Annotated in this window: 14 protein-coding genes; 5 read left to right on the top strand and 9 right to left on the bottom strand. The window is 74.1% G+C overall.

The features are described 5' to 3' along the window. Positions 1-4: 4 nt before the first annotated feature. The 9 genes from ACLQ2X_RS01590 to ACLQ2X_RS01550 all read right to left on the bottom strand — a co-directional run bounded on the left by ACLQ2X_RS01590 (position 5) and on the right by ACLQ2X_RS01550 (position 9,006). Entirely contained in the window at positions 5-1,357 is a 1,353-nt protein-coding gene (locus tag ACLQ2X_RS01590) for an ABC transporter substrate-binding protein (protein ID WP_425679086.1), read from the bottom strand. A 62-nt stretch (positions 1,358-1,419) separates the two neighbouring features. Then, positions 1,420-2,034: a bifunctional 4-hydroxy-2-oxoglutarate aldolase/2-dehydro-3-deoxy-phosphogluconate aldolase gene (locus ACLQ2X_RS01585; RefSeq protein ID WP_425679085.1), complete on the bottom strand. Its 615-nt coding sequence runs from the start codon at positions 2,032-2,034 to the stop codon at positions 1,420-1,422. Beyond that, positions 2,031-3,074 carry a sugar kinase gene (locus tag ACLQ2X_RS01580; RefSeq protein ID WP_425679084.1) on the bottom strand — a complete coding sequence of 348 codons (1,044 nt, stop codon included), beginning with the start codon at positions 3,072-3,074 and terminating at the stop codon, positions 2,031-2,033. Before ACLQ2X_RS01580 ends, ACLQ2X_RS01585 begins: the two co-directional genes overlap by 4 nt. Next, positions 3,071-3,961, bottom strand: a complete 891-nt coding sequence (locus ACLQ2X_RS01575; RefSeq protein WP_425679083.1) for a PmoA family protein — start codon at positions 3,959-3,961, stop codon at positions 3,071-3,073. Before ACLQ2X_RS01575 ends, ACLQ2X_RS01580 begins: the two co-directional genes overlap by 4 nt. Beyond that, complete coding sequence (locus ACLQ2X_RS01570) at positions 3,958-4,587, bottom strand: hypothetical protein (protein ID WP_425679082.1); 630 nt, start codon at positions 4,585-4,587, stop codon at positions 3,958-3,960. Before ACLQ2X_RS01570 ends, ACLQ2X_RS01575 begins: the two co-directional genes overlap by 4 nt. Continuing rightward, entirely contained in the window at positions 4,584-5,453 is an 870-nt protein-coding gene (locus ACLQ2X_RS01565) for a carbohydrate ABC transporter permease (protein ID WP_425679081.1), read from the bottom strand. The genes ACLQ2X_RS01570 and ACLQ2X_RS01565 overlap by 4 nt, the downstream gene beginning before the upstream one ends. A 55-nt stretch (positions 5,454-5,508) precedes the next feature. Next, entirely contained in the window at positions 5,509-6,489 is a 981-nt protein-coding gene (locus tag ACLQ2X_RS01560) for a carbohydrate ABC transporter permease (protein WP_425679080.1), read from the bottom strand. Positions 6,490-6,518: 29 nt separating this feature from the next. Next, complete coding sequence (locus ACLQ2X_RS01555; protein ID WP_425679079.1) at positions 6,519-7,862, bottom strand: ABC transporter substrate-binding protein; 1,344 nt, start codon at positions 7,860-7,862, stop codon at positions 6,519-6,521. A gap of 97 nt (positions 7,863-7,959) precedes the next feature. After that, a complete protein-coding gene (locus ACLQ2X_RS01550; protein WP_425679078.1) occupies positions 7,960-9,006 on the bottom strand; it encodes a LacI family DNA-binding transcriptional regulator in 1,047 nt (348 codons plus the stop codon). Positions 9,007-9,247: 241 nt separating this feature from the next. Here ACLQ2X_RS01550 and ACLQ2X_RS01545 point away from each other — a divergent pair, with 241 nt between their 5' ends. The 5 genes from ACLQ2X_RS01545 to ACLQ2X_RS01525 are packed head-to-tail and all read left to right on the top strand — an operon-like array spanning position 9,248 to position 15,968. Continuing rightward, positions 9,248-10,576, top strand: a complete 1,329-nt coding sequence (locus ACLQ2X_RS01545; protein ID WP_425679077.1) for a Gfo/Idh/MocA family protein — start codon at positions 9,248-9,250, stop codon at positions 10,574-10,576. 16 nt (positions 10,577-10,592) lie between these two features. Then, positions 10,593-12,026 carry a glucuronate isomerase gene (uxaC, locus tag ACLQ2X_RS01540; protein ID WP_425679076.1) on the top strand — a complete coding sequence of 478 codons (1,434 nt, stop codon included), beginning with the start codon at positions 10,593-10,595 and terminating at the stop codon, positions 12,024-12,026. Further along, the gene (locus ACLQ2X_RS01535; protein ID WP_425679075.1) at positions 12,023-13,324 is read left to right on the top strand and encodes an enolase C-terminal domain-like protein; all 1,302 of its coding nucleotides are present in this window, start codon (positions 12,023-12,025) and stop codon (positions 13,322-13,324) included. The genes uxaC and ACLQ2X_RS01535 overlap by 4 nt, the downstream gene beginning before the upstream one ends. Then, complete coding sequence (locus tag ACLQ2X_RS01530; RefSeq protein WP_425679074.1) at positions 13,315-14,799, top strand: mannitol dehydrogenase family protein; 1,485 nt, start codon at positions 13,315-13,317, stop codon at positions 14,797-14,799. Before ACLQ2X_RS01535 ends, ACLQ2X_RS01530 begins: the two co-directional genes overlap by 10 nt. Then, positions 14,796-15,968 carry a Gfo/Idh/MocA family protein gene (locus ACLQ2X_RS01525; RefSeq protein ID WP_425679073.1) on the top strand — a complete coding sequence of 391 codons (1,173 nt, stop codon included), beginning with the start codon at positions 14,796-14,798 and terminating at the stop codon, positions 15,966-15,968. The genes ACLQ2X_RS01530 and ACLQ2X_RS01525 overlap by 4 nt, the downstream gene beginning before the upstream one ends. Positions 15,969-15,991 lie beyond the last annotated feature (23 nt).

Raw genomic sequence — 15,991 nt, 5'->3', positions numbered from 1 at the left:
CCGGTCAGGCGATCGCGGCCGAGGCGGCGGCGACGAACTGTTCCGCCGCCCGGGCCGGGGTGGCCCGGGCGGACTGGGCGTCCTCAGCGGCCTTGACCAGCTCGGACTTCACCGTGCGGTGTCCCCTGAGCGGGGGCCGCGGGCCGTCGCCGAACGTCTTCGCCAGCTCCGACTCGAACCGGATGGACCGTTTCAGGGCCGGGTCGGTGACCGTCTCGCTGAGCTTGGCGCGCAGGTCGACGTTGGGCGGCAGGCCGCGGTCGGTGCCGAGCAGCACTGCCGCTTCGGGATCGTTGAGCATGAAGTTGATGACATCGACGGCGACGTCCTTCTTCCTGCTGCGGCTGTGCACCGACCAGTACGTCTCGGCGCGGGCCCACTGGCCGCTCGGGTCACCGGGGTACGCCACCACGCCCAGCTCGTCAGTGGTGCTCTTCTGCAGGTCCGGCATCTGGCCGGCCCAGACCCAGGACGTGGCCGCCCCGCCGGTGACCACCAGCTGCTTGGTGACGTCGCTGGTGTTTCCCTCGCGGATGACGTCCGGCGCCGGCGTCGCCCTCCGGTCGCGGGCGCCGGACCACAGCGCGAACCACCGGGTCACGTCCTCGACGGTGAAGCCGAGGCTCTTGTCCTGGTACAGATCCTTGCCCTGCTGGCGCAGCCACACCCAGAACGCCTTGTAGTCGGCGCTCGGATCCTGCGTACCGGGGACGTTGGTCTTCTTCGTCACCTGCTCGGCCCAGACGATGTGCTGCTCCCACGTCATGCCGGTGGTCGGCTCGGGCAGCTTGTGCCTGGTCAGCAGCGTCCTGTTGTAGACCAGGCCCTGGGTGTTCCCCCCGGCGGGCACTCCGACGAAACTGCCGTCCACGTATCCGTACCGCCAGAGACTGTCGTGCATCGGGCGGGTCTCCAGCTTGCGCGTCCCCTGGTAGTAGAGCAACCCGGCGAGCGTCCGCCGCGCCGCGTACTCGGCCAGGTGGTCGTCGTCGATCTGGAAGATGTCCGGCGCCTTGTCGCCGGCGGTGAGCGTGGCCAGCCTGTCGAAGTAGCCCTGGTCGGTCTGCCAGGTCTTCGTGAAGGTCACGTTCGGGTGCTTCCTGGTGTAGAGGGCCAGCACGTCGTCGGTCAGCCTGGCCCGCGCGTCGGTGCCCCACCAGAAGACGGAGAGCTCGACCGGGGCGTTCGGGTCGACGGGGGCGTCCTCGTCGTCACTGCAGGCGGCCGTGGCCGTCAGCGGCACCCCGGCCGCCCCGGCCAGCAGGCCACGCAGCAGCAACCGCCGGGACAGAGGGCTGGACAGCGGCACGCCGTCGGCGTGCCTGGCAAGAGCGCGGATCAGATCCTCCTCGGCCACCGGGTCCTGGAGTCGGCTACGACGATACGGTCGTCGCGCCACCGGACCCCGCCACGCGGCGGTCAGGTGACAGCGCCGCCGGCCGCGAGCGTGGCCAGGCGCGGCAGTTGCGCCGGGTCGGTGAGCGCCGACCCGACCGCCACCACGCGCGCCCCGGCGGCGAGGAAGTCGCCCGCGTTGCCGGCGTCGACACCGCCGGTGGCCACGAACCGGGCCTCCGGCAGCGGCCCGGCGACCGCCCGGAACCAGGCCGGACCGAGGCTGACCGCCGGGAACGCCTTGAGCCACACCAGGCCGTGGTCGAGCGCCCGCTGCGCCTCGGTCGGGGTGGCCACGCCGGGCAGGTGCGGCACGCCGAGACCGGCCGCCGCGTCGGCCACCGCCAGGTCCAGGCCGGGGGCCACGGTGAACGCCGCCCCGGCGGCCACCGCCTGACCGACCTGCGCCGCGGTACGCACCGTGCCCGCGCCGACGATCCGGTCCCGCCGCCGCCCGGCCGTCACCGCGGCGCGCAGCGCCGGCACCGCTTCCGGGGTGCGGATGGGCACCTCGACCACGGCGATGCCGAGATCCCAGGCCAGTTCCGCCAGCCGGACCGTCTCCCCGGGCGGCAGGTCACGCAGGATCACCATCACCCGCGCGTCGCCGAACAGGGGCCCGAAGTCGTGCCCGCTCATCTCCCGCTCCCTCCTGGGACGGCCGTCGTCACCGGTGCCGCCCCGGTCCACGCCTCGTCCGCCAGCGCCAACGCCCACGCGATCGTGTCCGGGTCCGGCGGCAGGGCGGTGTCGCCGGGCACGGCCAGCACCGGCGCGGCGGTCAGGTGGCCCAGCCGCAGGCAAGCGCGCAGGTCGAAGCCGCGCAGTACACCGGAGAGGAACCCGGCGGCGAACGCGTCCCCGGCGCCGACCGGCTCCACCACGTCCACAGGCAACGCCGGCACGAACACCGCCGGCCCGGTACGCGGCAACGCCGTCGCGCCGACCGGCCCGTCCTTGACCACCACCAGCTCCGGGCCCGGTAGCAGGTCGCGGACGGCGACCGGCTCGTCCGCCGACCAGAGGACGTCCGCCTCGTCCAGCCCGACCAGCACCACGTCGGCGCGGTCGGCCAGGTCGCGCAGGACCGGGCCGGCCCGGTCGGCGGGCCAGAGCGCCGGGCGGTGGTTCACGTCGAAGCTGACCTGCGCGCCGGGCAGCGCCCGCCCGTCCAGCGCGGACACGAGCAGGTCACGGCAGGCGCCGGACAGCGCGGCGGTGATCCCGGACAGGTGCAGCAGCCGCGCCCCGGCCAGCCCGGGACGCGCGAGGTCGGTGGCGTCGAGGCGGCTCGCTGCCGACCCGGCGCGGTGGTAGTGCACGCGGGTGCCGTCCGGCCCCGGGTCCTTCAGGTAGAGCCCGGTCGGCGCGTCCGGATCCACGGCGACCGCTGAGACGTCCACGCCCGCGGCGGCGACCTCGGCCACCACCCGCCGCCCGAACGGGTCGTCGCCGACCCGGCTGACCCACGCCGCGCGGTGCCCGAGCCGGGCCATCCCGGCTGCCACGTTCGACTCCGCGCCGCCCACGCCGACCGTCAGCCCCACGGCGTGTTCCAGCGACCCGCCGTCGGCGGGGGCGAGCACCACCATCGTCTCGCCCACGCAGACCACCTCCGACCCGCTCCCGGCGCCGCCCCGGCCCGCGACCGCGGCGCCGGAGGTGAGCGGCTCGCTCACCGGAGGACCGCCGCGTCCACCCGGGCAGCGAAGTCGGCCGGGTCGAGGTGGCCGTCGGCGACGAGCACGCGGTGCCGGTTATGCCGGGGCCGCCCGGCCGCGACCACGGCCGGGCGGTCGAACGCGTACGCGACGCAGACGCCCGGGTACATGGCGGTGCGCACGAACCACCTGTCGCCCGGTCCCAGACCGGTGAACACCAGCGTGTACGCACCACCGCCGGGCGCCGAGGCGGACAACGCCAGCCAGGGCGCGGCCGAGCCGTTCACCGCTTCCTCGCCCGCCGCGTCGGCGGTACGCACCTGCGGTTGCCCGTCCGCCACGGCACGCCAGAAGAAGCCGCCGTACCCGGCGCCGCCGGAGCGGCCGTTCGTGGCCGGGCTGCCCAGGTGCACGTCGGCACCGGTGGCGGAGGTGAGCGTGCCGGACAGGTCCAGCCACCAGGCATCCGCCCCGGCCGGGGTGGCGGTGATCCGCCGGTGCTCGCGCAGCAGCGTCCGGCCGTGCCGGTCCCGCCATTCCAGATCGTGGTCGAGCCGGTCGGCGGCCCGCTCCCGCCAGCCGGTGTGCGCGATCACGCCGTGGTCGTCGCGCCAGGTGTAGCCGGTGCCGCGCACGTACGTCCGGCCGCCCCACAGGTTGGCGCCGTCCACGTCCTGCACGGCCAGGGACACGCCGAGGTGCCAGACGTGGTCGGCGGGGAGCGCGTCGGTGACCGGGGTGCCGGCCCGGGTCCGCACCGGGTGCAGATAGGGCCGGGGGCCGTGGCGCGGGTCCAGGTCCGGCCGGAGCACGTAGCGGGCCACCTCGGTGCCGTCCACGGCCAGCCGCTGCTCGGCGTCGACATCACGAAGGCGCGACCCGGCGGCCTGGGAGTCGGCGGTCACGACGGGTCCGGGGCGGGGGCCGGGCGCCGGGCGTCGAGCGCGTGCAACGCGGCCAGGGCGTACCCGCCGAGGATCGGCACCGCGACCGGCGTGACCAGCACGGCCAGCAGCGCGGCCAGCGCGCAGACGCCGGAGGCGGCGGCCCACACGCCGGGGCGTTGCGGGCAGGTGCCCGCCACGTGGCGGGCGGCGGCCCGCCAGCCCCGGCCGCCGGTGCGCCCGAGCGCGACGGCGACCAGGCCGGCGTACCCGAGCAGGGCCGCCACCACGACGGCGGTGAGCGCGAGGGCGGGCCCGCCGCCGGGCACCCGGCCGGTGGCGAGCGCGAGCAGGTCGGCGGCGAGCAGCGCGGCGGCGGCGAGGGTGACGGCGCTGGCCACCAGCCCGGCGGGCAGCGCGCGGCCGAACCGGGTGAGGCTGGTCCGCGCCGCGGGCCAGGAGCCGGTGACCGACCGGTCGTGCAGCGCGGCGCTGGCGGTGGCGAGCGCCGGGGCGAGCGTGAGCACCGGCAGCGCGGCCAGCGCCACGGCGAAGCCGAGCAGCGCCAGGTCCGTCGCCTCGCGCAGCGTGTCCCGCCAGTCGCCGCGGGCGGGCACCGTGTCGGCGCGGGCGGGCACGGCGGTCATCCCTTCAACCCGCTGGTGTTGATGCCCTCGACGAGCATCCGCTGGAAGGCGAGGAAGAACAGGAACACCGGCAGCAGCGACAGCACCGACATGGCGAACATCGGGCCGACCGAGCTCTGGCTGGTCGAGTCGATGAACAGGGTCAGCGCCACCGGGACGGTGTAGTCCTCCAGGTTGGACAGGAACACCAGTTGCCGGAAGAAGTCGTTCCAGGTCCAGATGAACGAGAAGATCGCGGTGGTGACCAGCGCCGGGCGGCTCAGCGGCAGGATGACGTGCCGGAACACGCCGTACGGGGACGCGCCGTCGATGGTGGCCGCCTCGTCCAGCTCGCGCGGGATGCCGCGCATGAACTGCACCATGAGGAAGACGAAGAACGCCTCGGTGGCCAGGAACTGCGGCACCAGCAGCGGCAGGTACGGCCAGTCGCCGCCGACCAGGCCGAGACTGCGGAACAGGATGTACTGCGGCACGATCAGCACGTGCCCGGGCAGCAGCAGCGTCCCGATCATCACGGTGAACCACAGCTTGCGCAGCCGGAACCGCAGCCGGCCCAGGGCGTACGCGGCGAGCAGGCAGGACAGCGCGTTGCCGACCACCGTGAGCACGCTGACGACCGCGCTGTTGAGGAAGAACCGGCCGAAGCTGATGTCGAAGTTCGTCCAGCCGTCGAGGTAGTTGCCGGGGGTGAAGCGTTCCGGCAGCAGGCCGACGTTGTTGGCGATCTCGGCCTGCGACTTGACCGAGGTGCCGAGCATCCAGAACAGCGGGTAGAGCACCACCGCGACGATCGCCACGAGCACGACCAGCCGCAGCACGTTCCGGCCGCTGCCCGGGCGGCGGCGGACCGTGGCGAGGGCCGTCACCGCGCCTCCTCTGTTCGCGACTGCAGGGCTCGCCGGCCCCGCTCACTCCTCGCGCTCACGTGTCATCTCCGTCCGAGTAGTGCACCCAGAACCGGCCGGTGCTGAAGAAGACGGCGGTGACCACGCCGATCGCCACCAGGAACACCCACGCCATCGCCGAGGCGTAGCCCATCTCCAGGTCGGTGAAGCCGGAGATGTAGAGCTTCAGCGTGTACATCAGGGTGGAGTCGACCGGGCCGCCGGTGCCGTTGCTGAGCACGAACGCGGCGGTGAAGCCCTGGAAGCCGTTGATGGTCTCCAGCACCAGGTTGAAGAAGATCACCGGGGAGAGCATGGGGAGGGTGACCGCGCGGAAGCGCCGCCACGCCCCGGCGCCGTCCACGGCTGCCGCCTCGTACAGCTCGGTGGGCACCTGCTTGAGCCCGGCCAGGAAGATCACCATGGGCGCGCCGAACTGCCAGATCGCCAGCACCATCAACGTCTGCAGCGCCCAGTCCGGGTCGTTGACCCAGGGCAGCCCTTCCACGCCGAACAGGGCGAGGAACGAGTTGAACGCGCCGTCCCGGTTGAACATGTTGACCCAGACGATGGCCAGCGCGACGCTGCCACCGAGCAGCGACGGCAGGTAGAACAGGCCGCGGAACAGCCCGACGCCGCGCCAGGCGCGGTTGAGCAGCAGCGCCACGCCGAGCGCGGCGGCCAACTTCAGCGGCACCGCGACCAGCGCGAACGTGAGCGTGACCCGCACCGCGTGCCAGTACGACGGGTCGGCGGTGAACATCCGCTCGTAGTTGGCCAGTCCGACCCAGCGCACCTCGGACAGCGGGGTGAGGATGTCGTAGTCGGTGAAGCTCAGCCAGAGCGAGAGCAGCATCGGCAGCGCCGTGATGCCCATCAGGCCGATGAGCCAGGGCGAGAGGAAGACGTACCCCGCCAGGCCCTCATCGAGCCGGGCCCGGCCGGCCCCGCGCCGCCTGGGGCGAGGGCCGGACGGTCCGGTTCGAGCGGGCCGGCCGGGCGCCGTGGTGAGGGCCACGGGCCGGGTCCTTTCTTCTCGGCGGGGGGTCAGGCGATCGCGGCTTTGCAGGCGGTGACGAACTGCTCCGCCGCCTGGGCCGGGGTGGCGCGGCCGTACTGGGCGTTCTCCGCCGCCTTGGTCAGCTCGGCCTTGACCTTGCTGTGCCCCTTGATCGGGACCTGCGGCGAGGCACCGAACTTCGGTGCGAGGTCGGATTCGACCTGGATGGACTGCTTCATGGCCGGGTCGGTGACGCTCTGGCTGATTTTCGCCCGCAGCTCCAGGTTCGACGGCAGCCCTCGGTCGGTGCCGAGCAGCGCGACCGCCTCCGGGTCGTTGGCCAGGAAGTTGATCACGTCGACGGCGGCGTCCCGGTGCTTGCTGCCCCTGAACACCGACCAGTACATCGACGCCCGCGCCCACTGGCCGCTCGGATCACCCGGGTACGCGACCACGCCAAGCTCGTCCTTGGTGTTCTTCTTCAGGTCCGGCATCTGGTTGACCCACACCCAGGAGGTGGCCGACTTGCCGGTGACCACGAGCTGTTTGCTGATGTCGCTGGAGTTGCCCTCGTGGATGACGTCCGGTGTCGGGGTGGCGCCCCGGTCCCGCGCGCCCTTCCACAGCTCGAACCACTTCGTCACGTGCTCGGCGGTGAAACCGATCTCCTTGCCCTGGTATAGGTCCTTGCCCTGCTGGCGCAGCCAGACCCAGAACGCCTTGTAGTCGGCGCTCGGGTCCTGGGTGCCCGGGATCTTCGTCTTCTTCGCCACCTGCTCGGCCCAGGCGATGTGCTGCTCCCAGGTCATCCCGGTGGTCGGCTCGGGCAGACCGTTCTTCGTCAGCAGCGTCTTGTTGTAGACCAGTCCCTGGGTGTTCTCCCCGGCTGCCACGCCGGCAAGCTTGCCGTCGACCACGCCGTACTCCAGCAGGCTCTTGGGGAACTTCGACACGTCGATCTTGCCGGAGTCGCGGTAGCGGCCCAGGTCGAGCGTGGTGCTGCGACCCGCGTACTCGGCCAGGTAGTTGTCGTCGATCTGGAACAGGTCCGGCGGGTTGCCGCCGGCGGTGAGCGTGGCGAGCTTGTCGAAGTAGCCCTGGTTGGTCTGCCAGGTCTTCTCGAACGTCACCTCGGGGTGCTTCCTGGTGTAGAGGGCCAGGGCGTCCTCGGTCAGTTTGGCTCGCGCGTCGCTGCCCCACCAGAAGATGGAGAGCTTGACCGGGCCGCCGTCACCGCCGGCGGAGTCGTCGCCGCAGCCCGCCGCGCCCAGGGCGAGCGGCACGGCGAGCGCGACGGCGGCCAGGCCGCGGACGAGTCGGCGTCGGGTCAGGGGGGTACGGTGATGCCGCCCGGCGGGTGCGCCGGCGGTGGGGGACGTTGCGGGGTGCATCTGCGCTCACTCCTCGGATGTGGGAGGCGACGACGTCACCGGCGGCCGTCCACGGGCCGCCCGGGTCCGCAGTGCTGTGCGGGCCCGGGCCACCTGTTCAGGCTCCGGTGCCGTCCCGGCCGGGCGCGGGGACGGGCCCGGTCGAGTCGCGGACGACCAGTTCGGTCTGGAGCATTACCTGTGCGGTGGTACGACGGTCGCCGGCTGCCGCGCCCCGGCCCCGGGCGCCGCGCGGCGCGTCGGAGTCCAGTTGCAGCAGCATGTCGACGGCCGTCCGGCCGGCGGCCGCGGTCGGCGTGGCCACCGTCGTCAACTTGGGGCGGGTGAGCCGGCTCAACGCGATGTCGTCGACGCCGACGACGCTGACGTCGTGCGGCACCCGCGCCCCGAGCGCGTCCAGCCCTTCGATCAGGCCGATCGCCATCAGGTCGTTGTAGGCGAGCACGGCGGTGACGCCGCTGCGGCGGATCTGCTCGGCGAGCGCGCCGCCGCCGGTCTCGGTGGGTTGGTTGGGTCCGAGGACGGTCAACTCCGCTCCCCCGCCGCGGGCGGCGGCGGTCGCGGCGCGGCGCATCTCCCGGGCGGTCCAGGAGCCACGCGGACCGCCGAGCAGCGCGATCCGGCGGTGACCGAGCCCGAGCAGGTGCTCGATCGCGGACCGGGCACCCTGTCCGACGTCCATCATCACGCAGGGCAGGCCGGTGACCTGGCGGTTTATCACCACCACCGGGACCTCGCGGCTGACCTGCTCGATGAGGCTGTTGCTCATCCGAGGGCTGCACAGCAGCACGCCGTCGACCTGCTTGGCCAGGGCGTGGACCAGGTCCTCCTCGGCGGCCGGGTCCTCGTTGGTGTCGGCGACGAACACGTGGTAGTCGCGGTGCCGGGCCTGCCCCTCCGCCGCCTTGATCAGCGGCGGGAAGAACGGGTTGGCGATGTCGGCCACGATCAGGCCGATGTTGTGCGTACGGCCGGTGATGAGGGCCCGGGCGGCCCGGTTGGGCCGGTAGCCGAGGTCCTCCGCGCAGGCCAGCACCCGGACCCGGGTCTCCGGGTTGACCAGGTGCGGGGCCGAGAACGTGCGGGACACGGTGGAGATGTGCACACCGGAGGCGCGGGCGACGTCCCGGATGGTGGCTGGCACGGCGGGCTCCCTCGTCCGATGTGGTGGGGGTCACGGGTGCCGCCCATTAATGCAAACGGTTGCGCCGGTGTCAACGGTCCATTGTTGCGGGTCGATTGCGGCAGCGTGCCCATCGGGCGCGTGAAACCTCATCAATGCGGATGGATGGGGCGGCTTGGCGGGCAACCGTTGACGACGCATCCATCGTCATGGTTTCTTCGGCTGCAAACCTTTGCAGTCGACTGCCGGGGAGGCCGACGTCATGTCACCACCGGCCCGGGAACGGGTCCGCCACGCACTGGTGGGCGCGGGGGCGCGCGCCGAGATGTTCGTCCGCGCGCTCGCGCTCGACCACGCCGACACCGCCGAGCTGGTCGCGTTCGCCGACGTCAACCAGAGGAGGATGGACGCGCACAACCGCTGGCTGGCCGAGCTGGGCCACCCGCGGGTGCCCACGTACGCCGCCGGCGACTTCGCCACCATGCTGGCCACCGAACGGGTCGACGTGGTGCTGGTGACGAGCGTCGACGCGACCCACGACGGATACGTGACGGCGGCGCTGCGGGCCGGCTGCGACGTGGTCGTGGAGAAACCGATGACAGTCGACGCCGACCGCTGCCGGCGCATCCTGGACGCGGTCGCCGAGACCGGCCGCCGCGTCACCGTCGCCTTCAACTACCGCTACAACCCCCTGCACGAACAGGTCCGGCGGCTGCTGGCCGACGGTGCGGTGGGCGAGATCGGATCGGTGCACTTCGAGTGGCTGCTCGACGTGCGCCACGGCGCCGACTACTTCCGCCGCTGGCACCGGGACAAGGCCGTCTCCGGCGGGCTGCTGGTGCACAAGGCCGGCCACCACTTCGACCTGGTCAACTGGTGGCTGGACGCCCGCCCGGTGCAGGTGCACGCGTACGGCCGGCTGTTCTTCTACGGCTCCGACGGCCGCCGGCACGGCTACGCCCGCGACTACGACCGGGCGCACGACTGCCCCGCCGCCGACGGCGACCCGTTCGCGCTGCGCCTGGCCGACCACCCGAGGCTGCGCGAGCTGTACCTCGACGCCGAGGCCGAGGACGGCTACCACCGCGACCGCAACGTCTTCGCCCCCGGCGTGACCATCGAGGACGACCTCGCGGTGCTCGCCCGCTACGACACCGGCGCGACCATGACCTACCACCTCACCGCGTACGCCCCCTGGGAGGGCTACCGGGTGATGGTCAATGGCAGCCGGGGCCGCCTGGAACTGGAGGTGACCGAAAGCGACCACGTCAGCCCGGCCGTCGCCGGGGCCCTCAAGGGCGCGGCGCTGCACGGCGACGAGGCGGCCGTGGAACAGGGCGCGGCCCGGCTCACGCTGCGACCGTTCTGGGCGCCGCCGGTGGACATCCCCGTGCAGGGCTGGACCCGGCGCGGGCACGGCGGCGCGGACACCCGGATGACCCGGGTGCTGCTCGGCGGCGAAACCGACCCGCTCGGCCGGGCCGCCACCGCCCGGGACGGGGCGCTGGCCCTGCTCACCGGCCTGGCCGCCAACCGTTCGCTGGAGACCGGCGCGCCCGTCCGGGTCGCCGACCTGCTCACCCTGCCCTGACCGAGGAGCTCTCGCTGTGCCGATCATCTCCCGCGGCGATCTGCTGCTGCCCGCCGAGCCCTGCCTGCGCGCCCTGGCGCGCGAGTTGTACGCGCTCGCCGCCGAGCAACCGATCATCTCCCCGCACGGGCACGTCGACCCCGGGCTGCTGGCCGAGGACCAGCCGTTCCCCGACCCGGCCCGGCTGCTCGTGGTGCCCGACCACTACCTGACCCGGATGTTGCTCAGTCAGGGCGTGCCCCCCGCCGACCTGGGCGTGCCCAGCGTCGACGGCAGCCCGGTGGAGACCGACGGGCGGACCATCTGGCGGCGCTTCGCCGCGCACTGGCACCTGTTCCGTGGCACCCCGTCGCGGCTGTGGCTGGAGCAGACGTTCCGCACCGTGTTCGGGGTCGACACGCCGCTGGGCCCGGCCACCGCCGACACCGTCTACGACGCACTCACCGCCCGGCTCGCCGAACCGGGCTTCCGGCCCCGGGAGCTGTTCACCCGCTTCGGCATCGAGGTGCTGGCCACCACCGAGTCACCCCTGGACGACCTGGGCCGGCACGCCGAACTCGCCGCCGACGGCTGGGGCGGGCCCGGCGGGCGGGTGGTCACCACGTTCCGCCCGGACGACGTGGTGGACATGGAGTTCGACAACTGGTCGGCCAACGTGGACCGGCTCGCCGAGGTCTCCGGACAGGACACCGGCACGTACGCCGGCTACCTGGCCGCGCTGCGCGCCCGGCGGGAGGCGTTCGCCGCCGCCGGGGCCACCTCCACCGACCACGGGCACCCCACCGCCCGTACCCTCGATCTCGGCCCGGCGCAGGCCGCCGCGCTGTACGACCGAGGCCGGCGCGGTCTGGCCGACGCGGGCGACGCGGAGGCGTTCCGGGCGCACATGCTGCTGGAGTTCGCCCGGATGTCGCTCGACGACGGCCTGGTCATGCAGCTGCACCCCGGCGCGGTGCGCAACCACAACCGCTGGCTGTACGCCCGGCACGGCCGCGACGTCGGCGGGGACGTGCCGCAGGCCACCGAGTACGTGCACGGTCTCGCGCCGCTGCTCGACGCGCACGGCAACGACCCGCGGCTGACCGTGGTGCTCTACACGCTCGACGAGGACACGTTCACCCGGGAACTCGCGCCGCTGGCCGGCGGCTACGCGGCGCTGCGCCTCGGCGCGCCCTGGTGGTTCCTGGACTCCCCCGAGGTGCTACGCCGGTTCCGGGAGACGGTCACCGAGACCGCGGGCTTCTACAACACCGCCGGGTTCGTCGACGACACCCGCGCGTTCTGCTCCATCCCGGTACGCCACGACGTGGCCCGCCGGGTCGACGCCGGCTTCCTCGCCCGACTGGTCGCCGAGCACCGGCTGACCGGGGACGAGGCCGCCGAGACCATCGTCGACCTGGCGTACCGGCTGCCGAAGCAGGTCTTCAAGTTCGGAGGTGGGCCCGCATGACCACGATCGTCGACGTCGAGGTGCACGACGTGCGCTTCCCCACCGCGGCCGGCGGCGACGGCTCGGACGCGATCAACCGGGGCGACTACTCGGCCACATACGTGGAACTGAGCACCGACGGCGGGCCGACCGGCACCGGGTTCACGTTCACCAACGGGCGGGGCAACGAGATCACCTGCGCGGCGGTACGCGCGCTCGCCCACCACGTCCGTGGCCGTACGGTCGCCGAGATCGCCGCCGAACCCGTCGCGTTCTGGCGCTCGCTCACCGCCGACGTGCAACTGCGCTGGCTGGGCCCGGAGAAGGGCGTGATCCACATGGCCACCGGCGCCCTGGTCAACGCGGTCTGGGACCTGCGCGCCAAGCTGGCCGGCAAGCCGATGTGGCGGTTCCTCGCCGAGGCGCCCACCGACGAGCTGGTGGCGACCGTGGACTTCCACCACATCACCGACGCGCTCACCCCGGACGAGGCGGCGGCCATCCTCGACGCCGGACGCGAGGGCCTCGCCGACCGGCTCGCCGCGCTGGAGCGCGACGGGTTCCCCTCGTACACCACGTCGGTGGGCTGGCTGGGCTACCCGGACGAGCGGGTGCGCGCGCTGACCCGCGCCGCGTACGCGGCGGGGTGGCGCGCGATGAAGATGAAGGTCGGCGGGCGGATCGAGGACGACCTGCGGCGGGCCCGGATCATCCGGGCCGAGATCGGCCCGGACGCGCTGCTGATGATGGACGCCAACCAGGTGTGGGACGTGGACGAGGCGATCACCGCGATGGGCGTGCTGGCCGAGGTCGACCCGTACTGGATCGAGGAGCCCACGCACGCCGACGACGTGCTCGGGCACGCCCGGATCGCCCGCGCGGTGGCCGAGCTGACCGGCGGTCGCTGCCGGGTCGCCACCGGCGAGGTCGCGGCCAACCGGGTGATCTTCAAGCAGCTGCTCCAGGCCGAGGCGATAGGCGTGATGCAGGTCGACGCGTGCCGCGTCGGCGGCGTGGACGAGGTGCTCACCGAACTGCTGCTGGCGGCGAAGTTCGGGGTGCCGGTCTGCCCGCACGCCGGCGGCGTCGGCCTCTGCGAGTACGTGCAGCACCTGGCGGTCTTCGACCACCTGCGGGTCAGCACCGGCCTGGACGGCCGCATGATCGAGTACGTCGACCACCTGCACGAGCACTTCGTCGACCCGGTCCGCACCCGGGGCGGGCGCTACCTGCTGCCCACCGCGCCCGGCTACAGCGCCACCATGCGGCCGGAGTCGATCGCGCGGTTCCGCTTCCCGGACGGGCCGGCATGGCGCTGACCGAGGGCCGGCTCGGCCTGGCCACGCTGCGCCGCCTGCCCGAGGCGAGCCGGCCGTTGCTGCGCCCCGGCACCGTACCGGCCGGCATCGTCCACCTCGGCCTCGGCGCGTTCCACCGCGCCCACCAGGCCGTGCACACCGAGGCGGCGGTCGGCGCGGCCGGCGGCGACTGGGGCATCGTCGGCGTCGCGCCGCGCAGCACCGGCGTGGTCGAGGCCCTCGCCGCGCAGGACTGCCTGTTCAGCGTCACCGCGCTCGCCGCCGACGGCGCGGCGACCCGGGTGGTCGGCGCGCTCGCCGGGGTACGGCACGCCGCGAGTGACCCGGACGCGGTGGTCGGCCTGCTCGCCGACCCGGCGATCCGGGTGGTCACGCTCACCGTGACCGAGAAGGCGTACCGGCTGGACCCGGTGACCGCCGCGCTTGTCGCCGACGCGGACCTGACCGCCGACCTGACCACCGACCGGCCCCCGACCACGGTGCCCGGCCTGCTGGTGCGCGGGCTGCTCGCCCGCGCCGCCGCCGACGCCGGGCCGGTGGCGCTGGTCAGCTGCGACAACCTGCCCGCCAACGGGCGTCGGCTGCGCGGGCTGGTCGAGCAGTGCCTCGCGCTGGCCCGGGTGCCGGACGCGACGGTCGAGCGGGTGACCGGGCAGCTGTCCTGCCCCGGCACGATGGTCGACCGGATCGTGCCGGCCAGCACCGACGGGACCAGGGCGGCGGCGCGGCGGGCGCTGGGCGTGACCGACCTGGCGGCGGTGGCCGCCGAACCGTTCTCGCAGTGGGTCATCGAGGACGACTTCCCGGGCGGCCGGCCGGCCTGGGAACACGGCGGGGCGGTGCTCACCGACGACGCCGGCCCGTGGGAGCGGTTGAAGCTGCGCGCGCTCAACGGGGTGCACTCGGCCACGGCCTACCTCGGGGCGCTGGCCGGCGCCGAGACGGTGGCCGAGGCGTTGGCGCTGCCGCACCTGGAGGCGGTGCTGCGCCGGCTCGTCGTCGAGGAGGTCGCGCCCAGCTTCACCCCGCCGCCGGGGGTGTCCGTGCCCGGCTACGCCGAGCAGGTGCTCGCCCGGTTCGCCAACCCGGCGATCCGGCACCGGACGTGGCAGGTCGCCATGGACGGCTCGCAGAAGCTGCCGCAGCGGGTCCTGCACACCATCGCCGACCTCCGCTCGGCGGGCCGGTCGGCGCGGTGGAGCGCGCTCGTGGTGGCCGCCTGGCTGCGGTTCCTGCTGGGCTACGCCGACGACGGCCGGCCGCTGCCGCTCGACGACCCGCTCGCCGACCGGCTGCGCGCCGCCCTGGACGCCGCGGCGCGCACCCCGGCCGGCGTGGTGGACGCGGTGTTCGCGATCCGCGAGGTGTTCCCCGCCGACCTGGCCGCCGACGACGAGGTACGCGCGGACGTGACCGGCTGGCTGACCGCCCTGGAGCGGCACGGCGTCCGCGCCACGCTCGCCGGTGCCCGGTGACGGGCGACGGGCCGCCACGGGTGGCGCTCGTCGGCGCGAACGGGCACGGGCGCTGGCACCGGCGGGTCATCGCGCCGCTGCACGCCGCCGGCCTGCTGCGGCTGGTCGCGCTCGTCGACGTGCGACAGGTGCAGGTGGAACCGGACGCGCCCGTGCCACCGCGGGCGCGGATCTTCACCGACCACCGGGAGATGCTCGCCGCGTCGCGCCCCGACGTGGTGGTGATCTGCACCCCGCCGCACACCCACCTGCCGATCGCCCTGGACGCCCTCGACGCGGGCGCGGACCTGCTGCTGGAGAAACCGCCGGTGCTCGACCTGGCCGGGCACCGCACGCTGCTGGCCGCGGCGGCCGCCGCCGGGCGGGCCGTGCAGGTCAACTTCCAGGCGCTCGGGTCGGCCGCGCTGACCGAGCTGACCGACGCGCTGGCCGCCGGGCGGCTCGGCCCGGTCACCGGCGTCGCCACGGTGGCCGCGTGGCAGCGCCCGGACGCCTACTACGCCCGCTCCCCCTGGGCCGGGCGGCGGTCGGTGGACGGCCGTCCCACGCTCGACGGGGCGCTCGCCAACCCGCTCGCGCACGCGCTCATGCAGTGCCTCGCGGTCGCCGCGTCGGTGACCGGCGCGCCGGTGCGGCCGGCCCGGATCGAGGTGGAGCGCTACCGGGTCCGCCCGATCGAGGTGGACGACACCACGGTGCTGCGGCTGACCCCGCACGCCGGGCCGCCGGTGCTGGCCGCGCTCACCCTCGCCGCCGAGGAGCACGTCGCCGGGGAGGTGCTGGTCACCGGCGGGCGGGGACGGGCGGTGCTGGAGTACCCGACGGACCGGCTGTGCCTGCCCGGCGACCCCGGGCCACGCCCGGTGCCCGGCCGGCGGGGGATGCTCGCGAACCTGCTCGACCACCGGGCATACGGGACGCCGCTGGCCGCGCCGCTGGCGCGTACCGGGCCGTTCACGGCGGTGCTGGACGCGCTGCGGGCCGCCCCCGAACCGACGCTGCTCGGCGGCGACCTGGTCCGCACCCGCGGCGACGGGCCGGACCTGGTGCGGATGCTGCGCGGGATCGGCGCGGTGCTGCGGACCGCCGCCGAGACCGGGGCGCTGCCGTCGGAGGCGGGCGTGCCGTGGGCGGTCCGGCCGTACGTGGTGGACCTGCCCGCCCCCTGACCGACTATCGACAGAACGGAAAC

It is taken from the genome of Micromonospora sp. DT31 (assembly GCF_049841795.1).
GTDB lineage: Bacteria > Actinomycetota > Actinomycetes > Mycobacteriales > Micromonosporaceae > Micromonospora.
The sequence above is the reverse complement of the archived record's forward strand: the minus strand, read 5'-3'. Positions and strand labels throughout refer to the sequence as shown.

Bases quoted from the DNA above. Each gene is read 5' to 3' on its own strand.
- ACLQ2X_RS01585 (WP_425679085.1), bottom strand. From the start codon at position 2,034: ATGAGCGGGCACGACTTCGGGCCCCTGTTCGGCGACGCGCGGGTGATG.
- ACLQ2X_RS01570 (WP_425679082.1), bottom strand. From the start codon at position 4,587: ATGACCGCCGTGCCCGCCCGCGCCGACACGGTGCCCGCCCGCGGCGAC.
- ACLQ2X_RS01555 (WP_425679079.1), bottom strand. From the start codon at position 7,862: ATGCACCCCGCAACGTCCCCCACCGCCGGCGCACCCGCCGGGCGGCAT.
- ACLQ2X_RS01545 (WP_425679077.1), top strand. From the start codon at position 9,248: ATGTCACCACCGGCCCGGGAACGGGTCCGCCACGCACTGGTGGGCGCG.
- ACLQ2X_RS01535 (WP_425679075.1), top strand. From the start codon at position 12,023: ATGACCACGATCGTCGACGTCGAGGTGCACGACGTGCGCTTCCCCACC.
- ACLQ2X_RS01530 (WP_425679074.1), top strand. From the start codon at position 13,315: ATGGCGCTGACCGAGGGCCGGCTCGGCCTGGCCACGCTGCGCCGCCTG.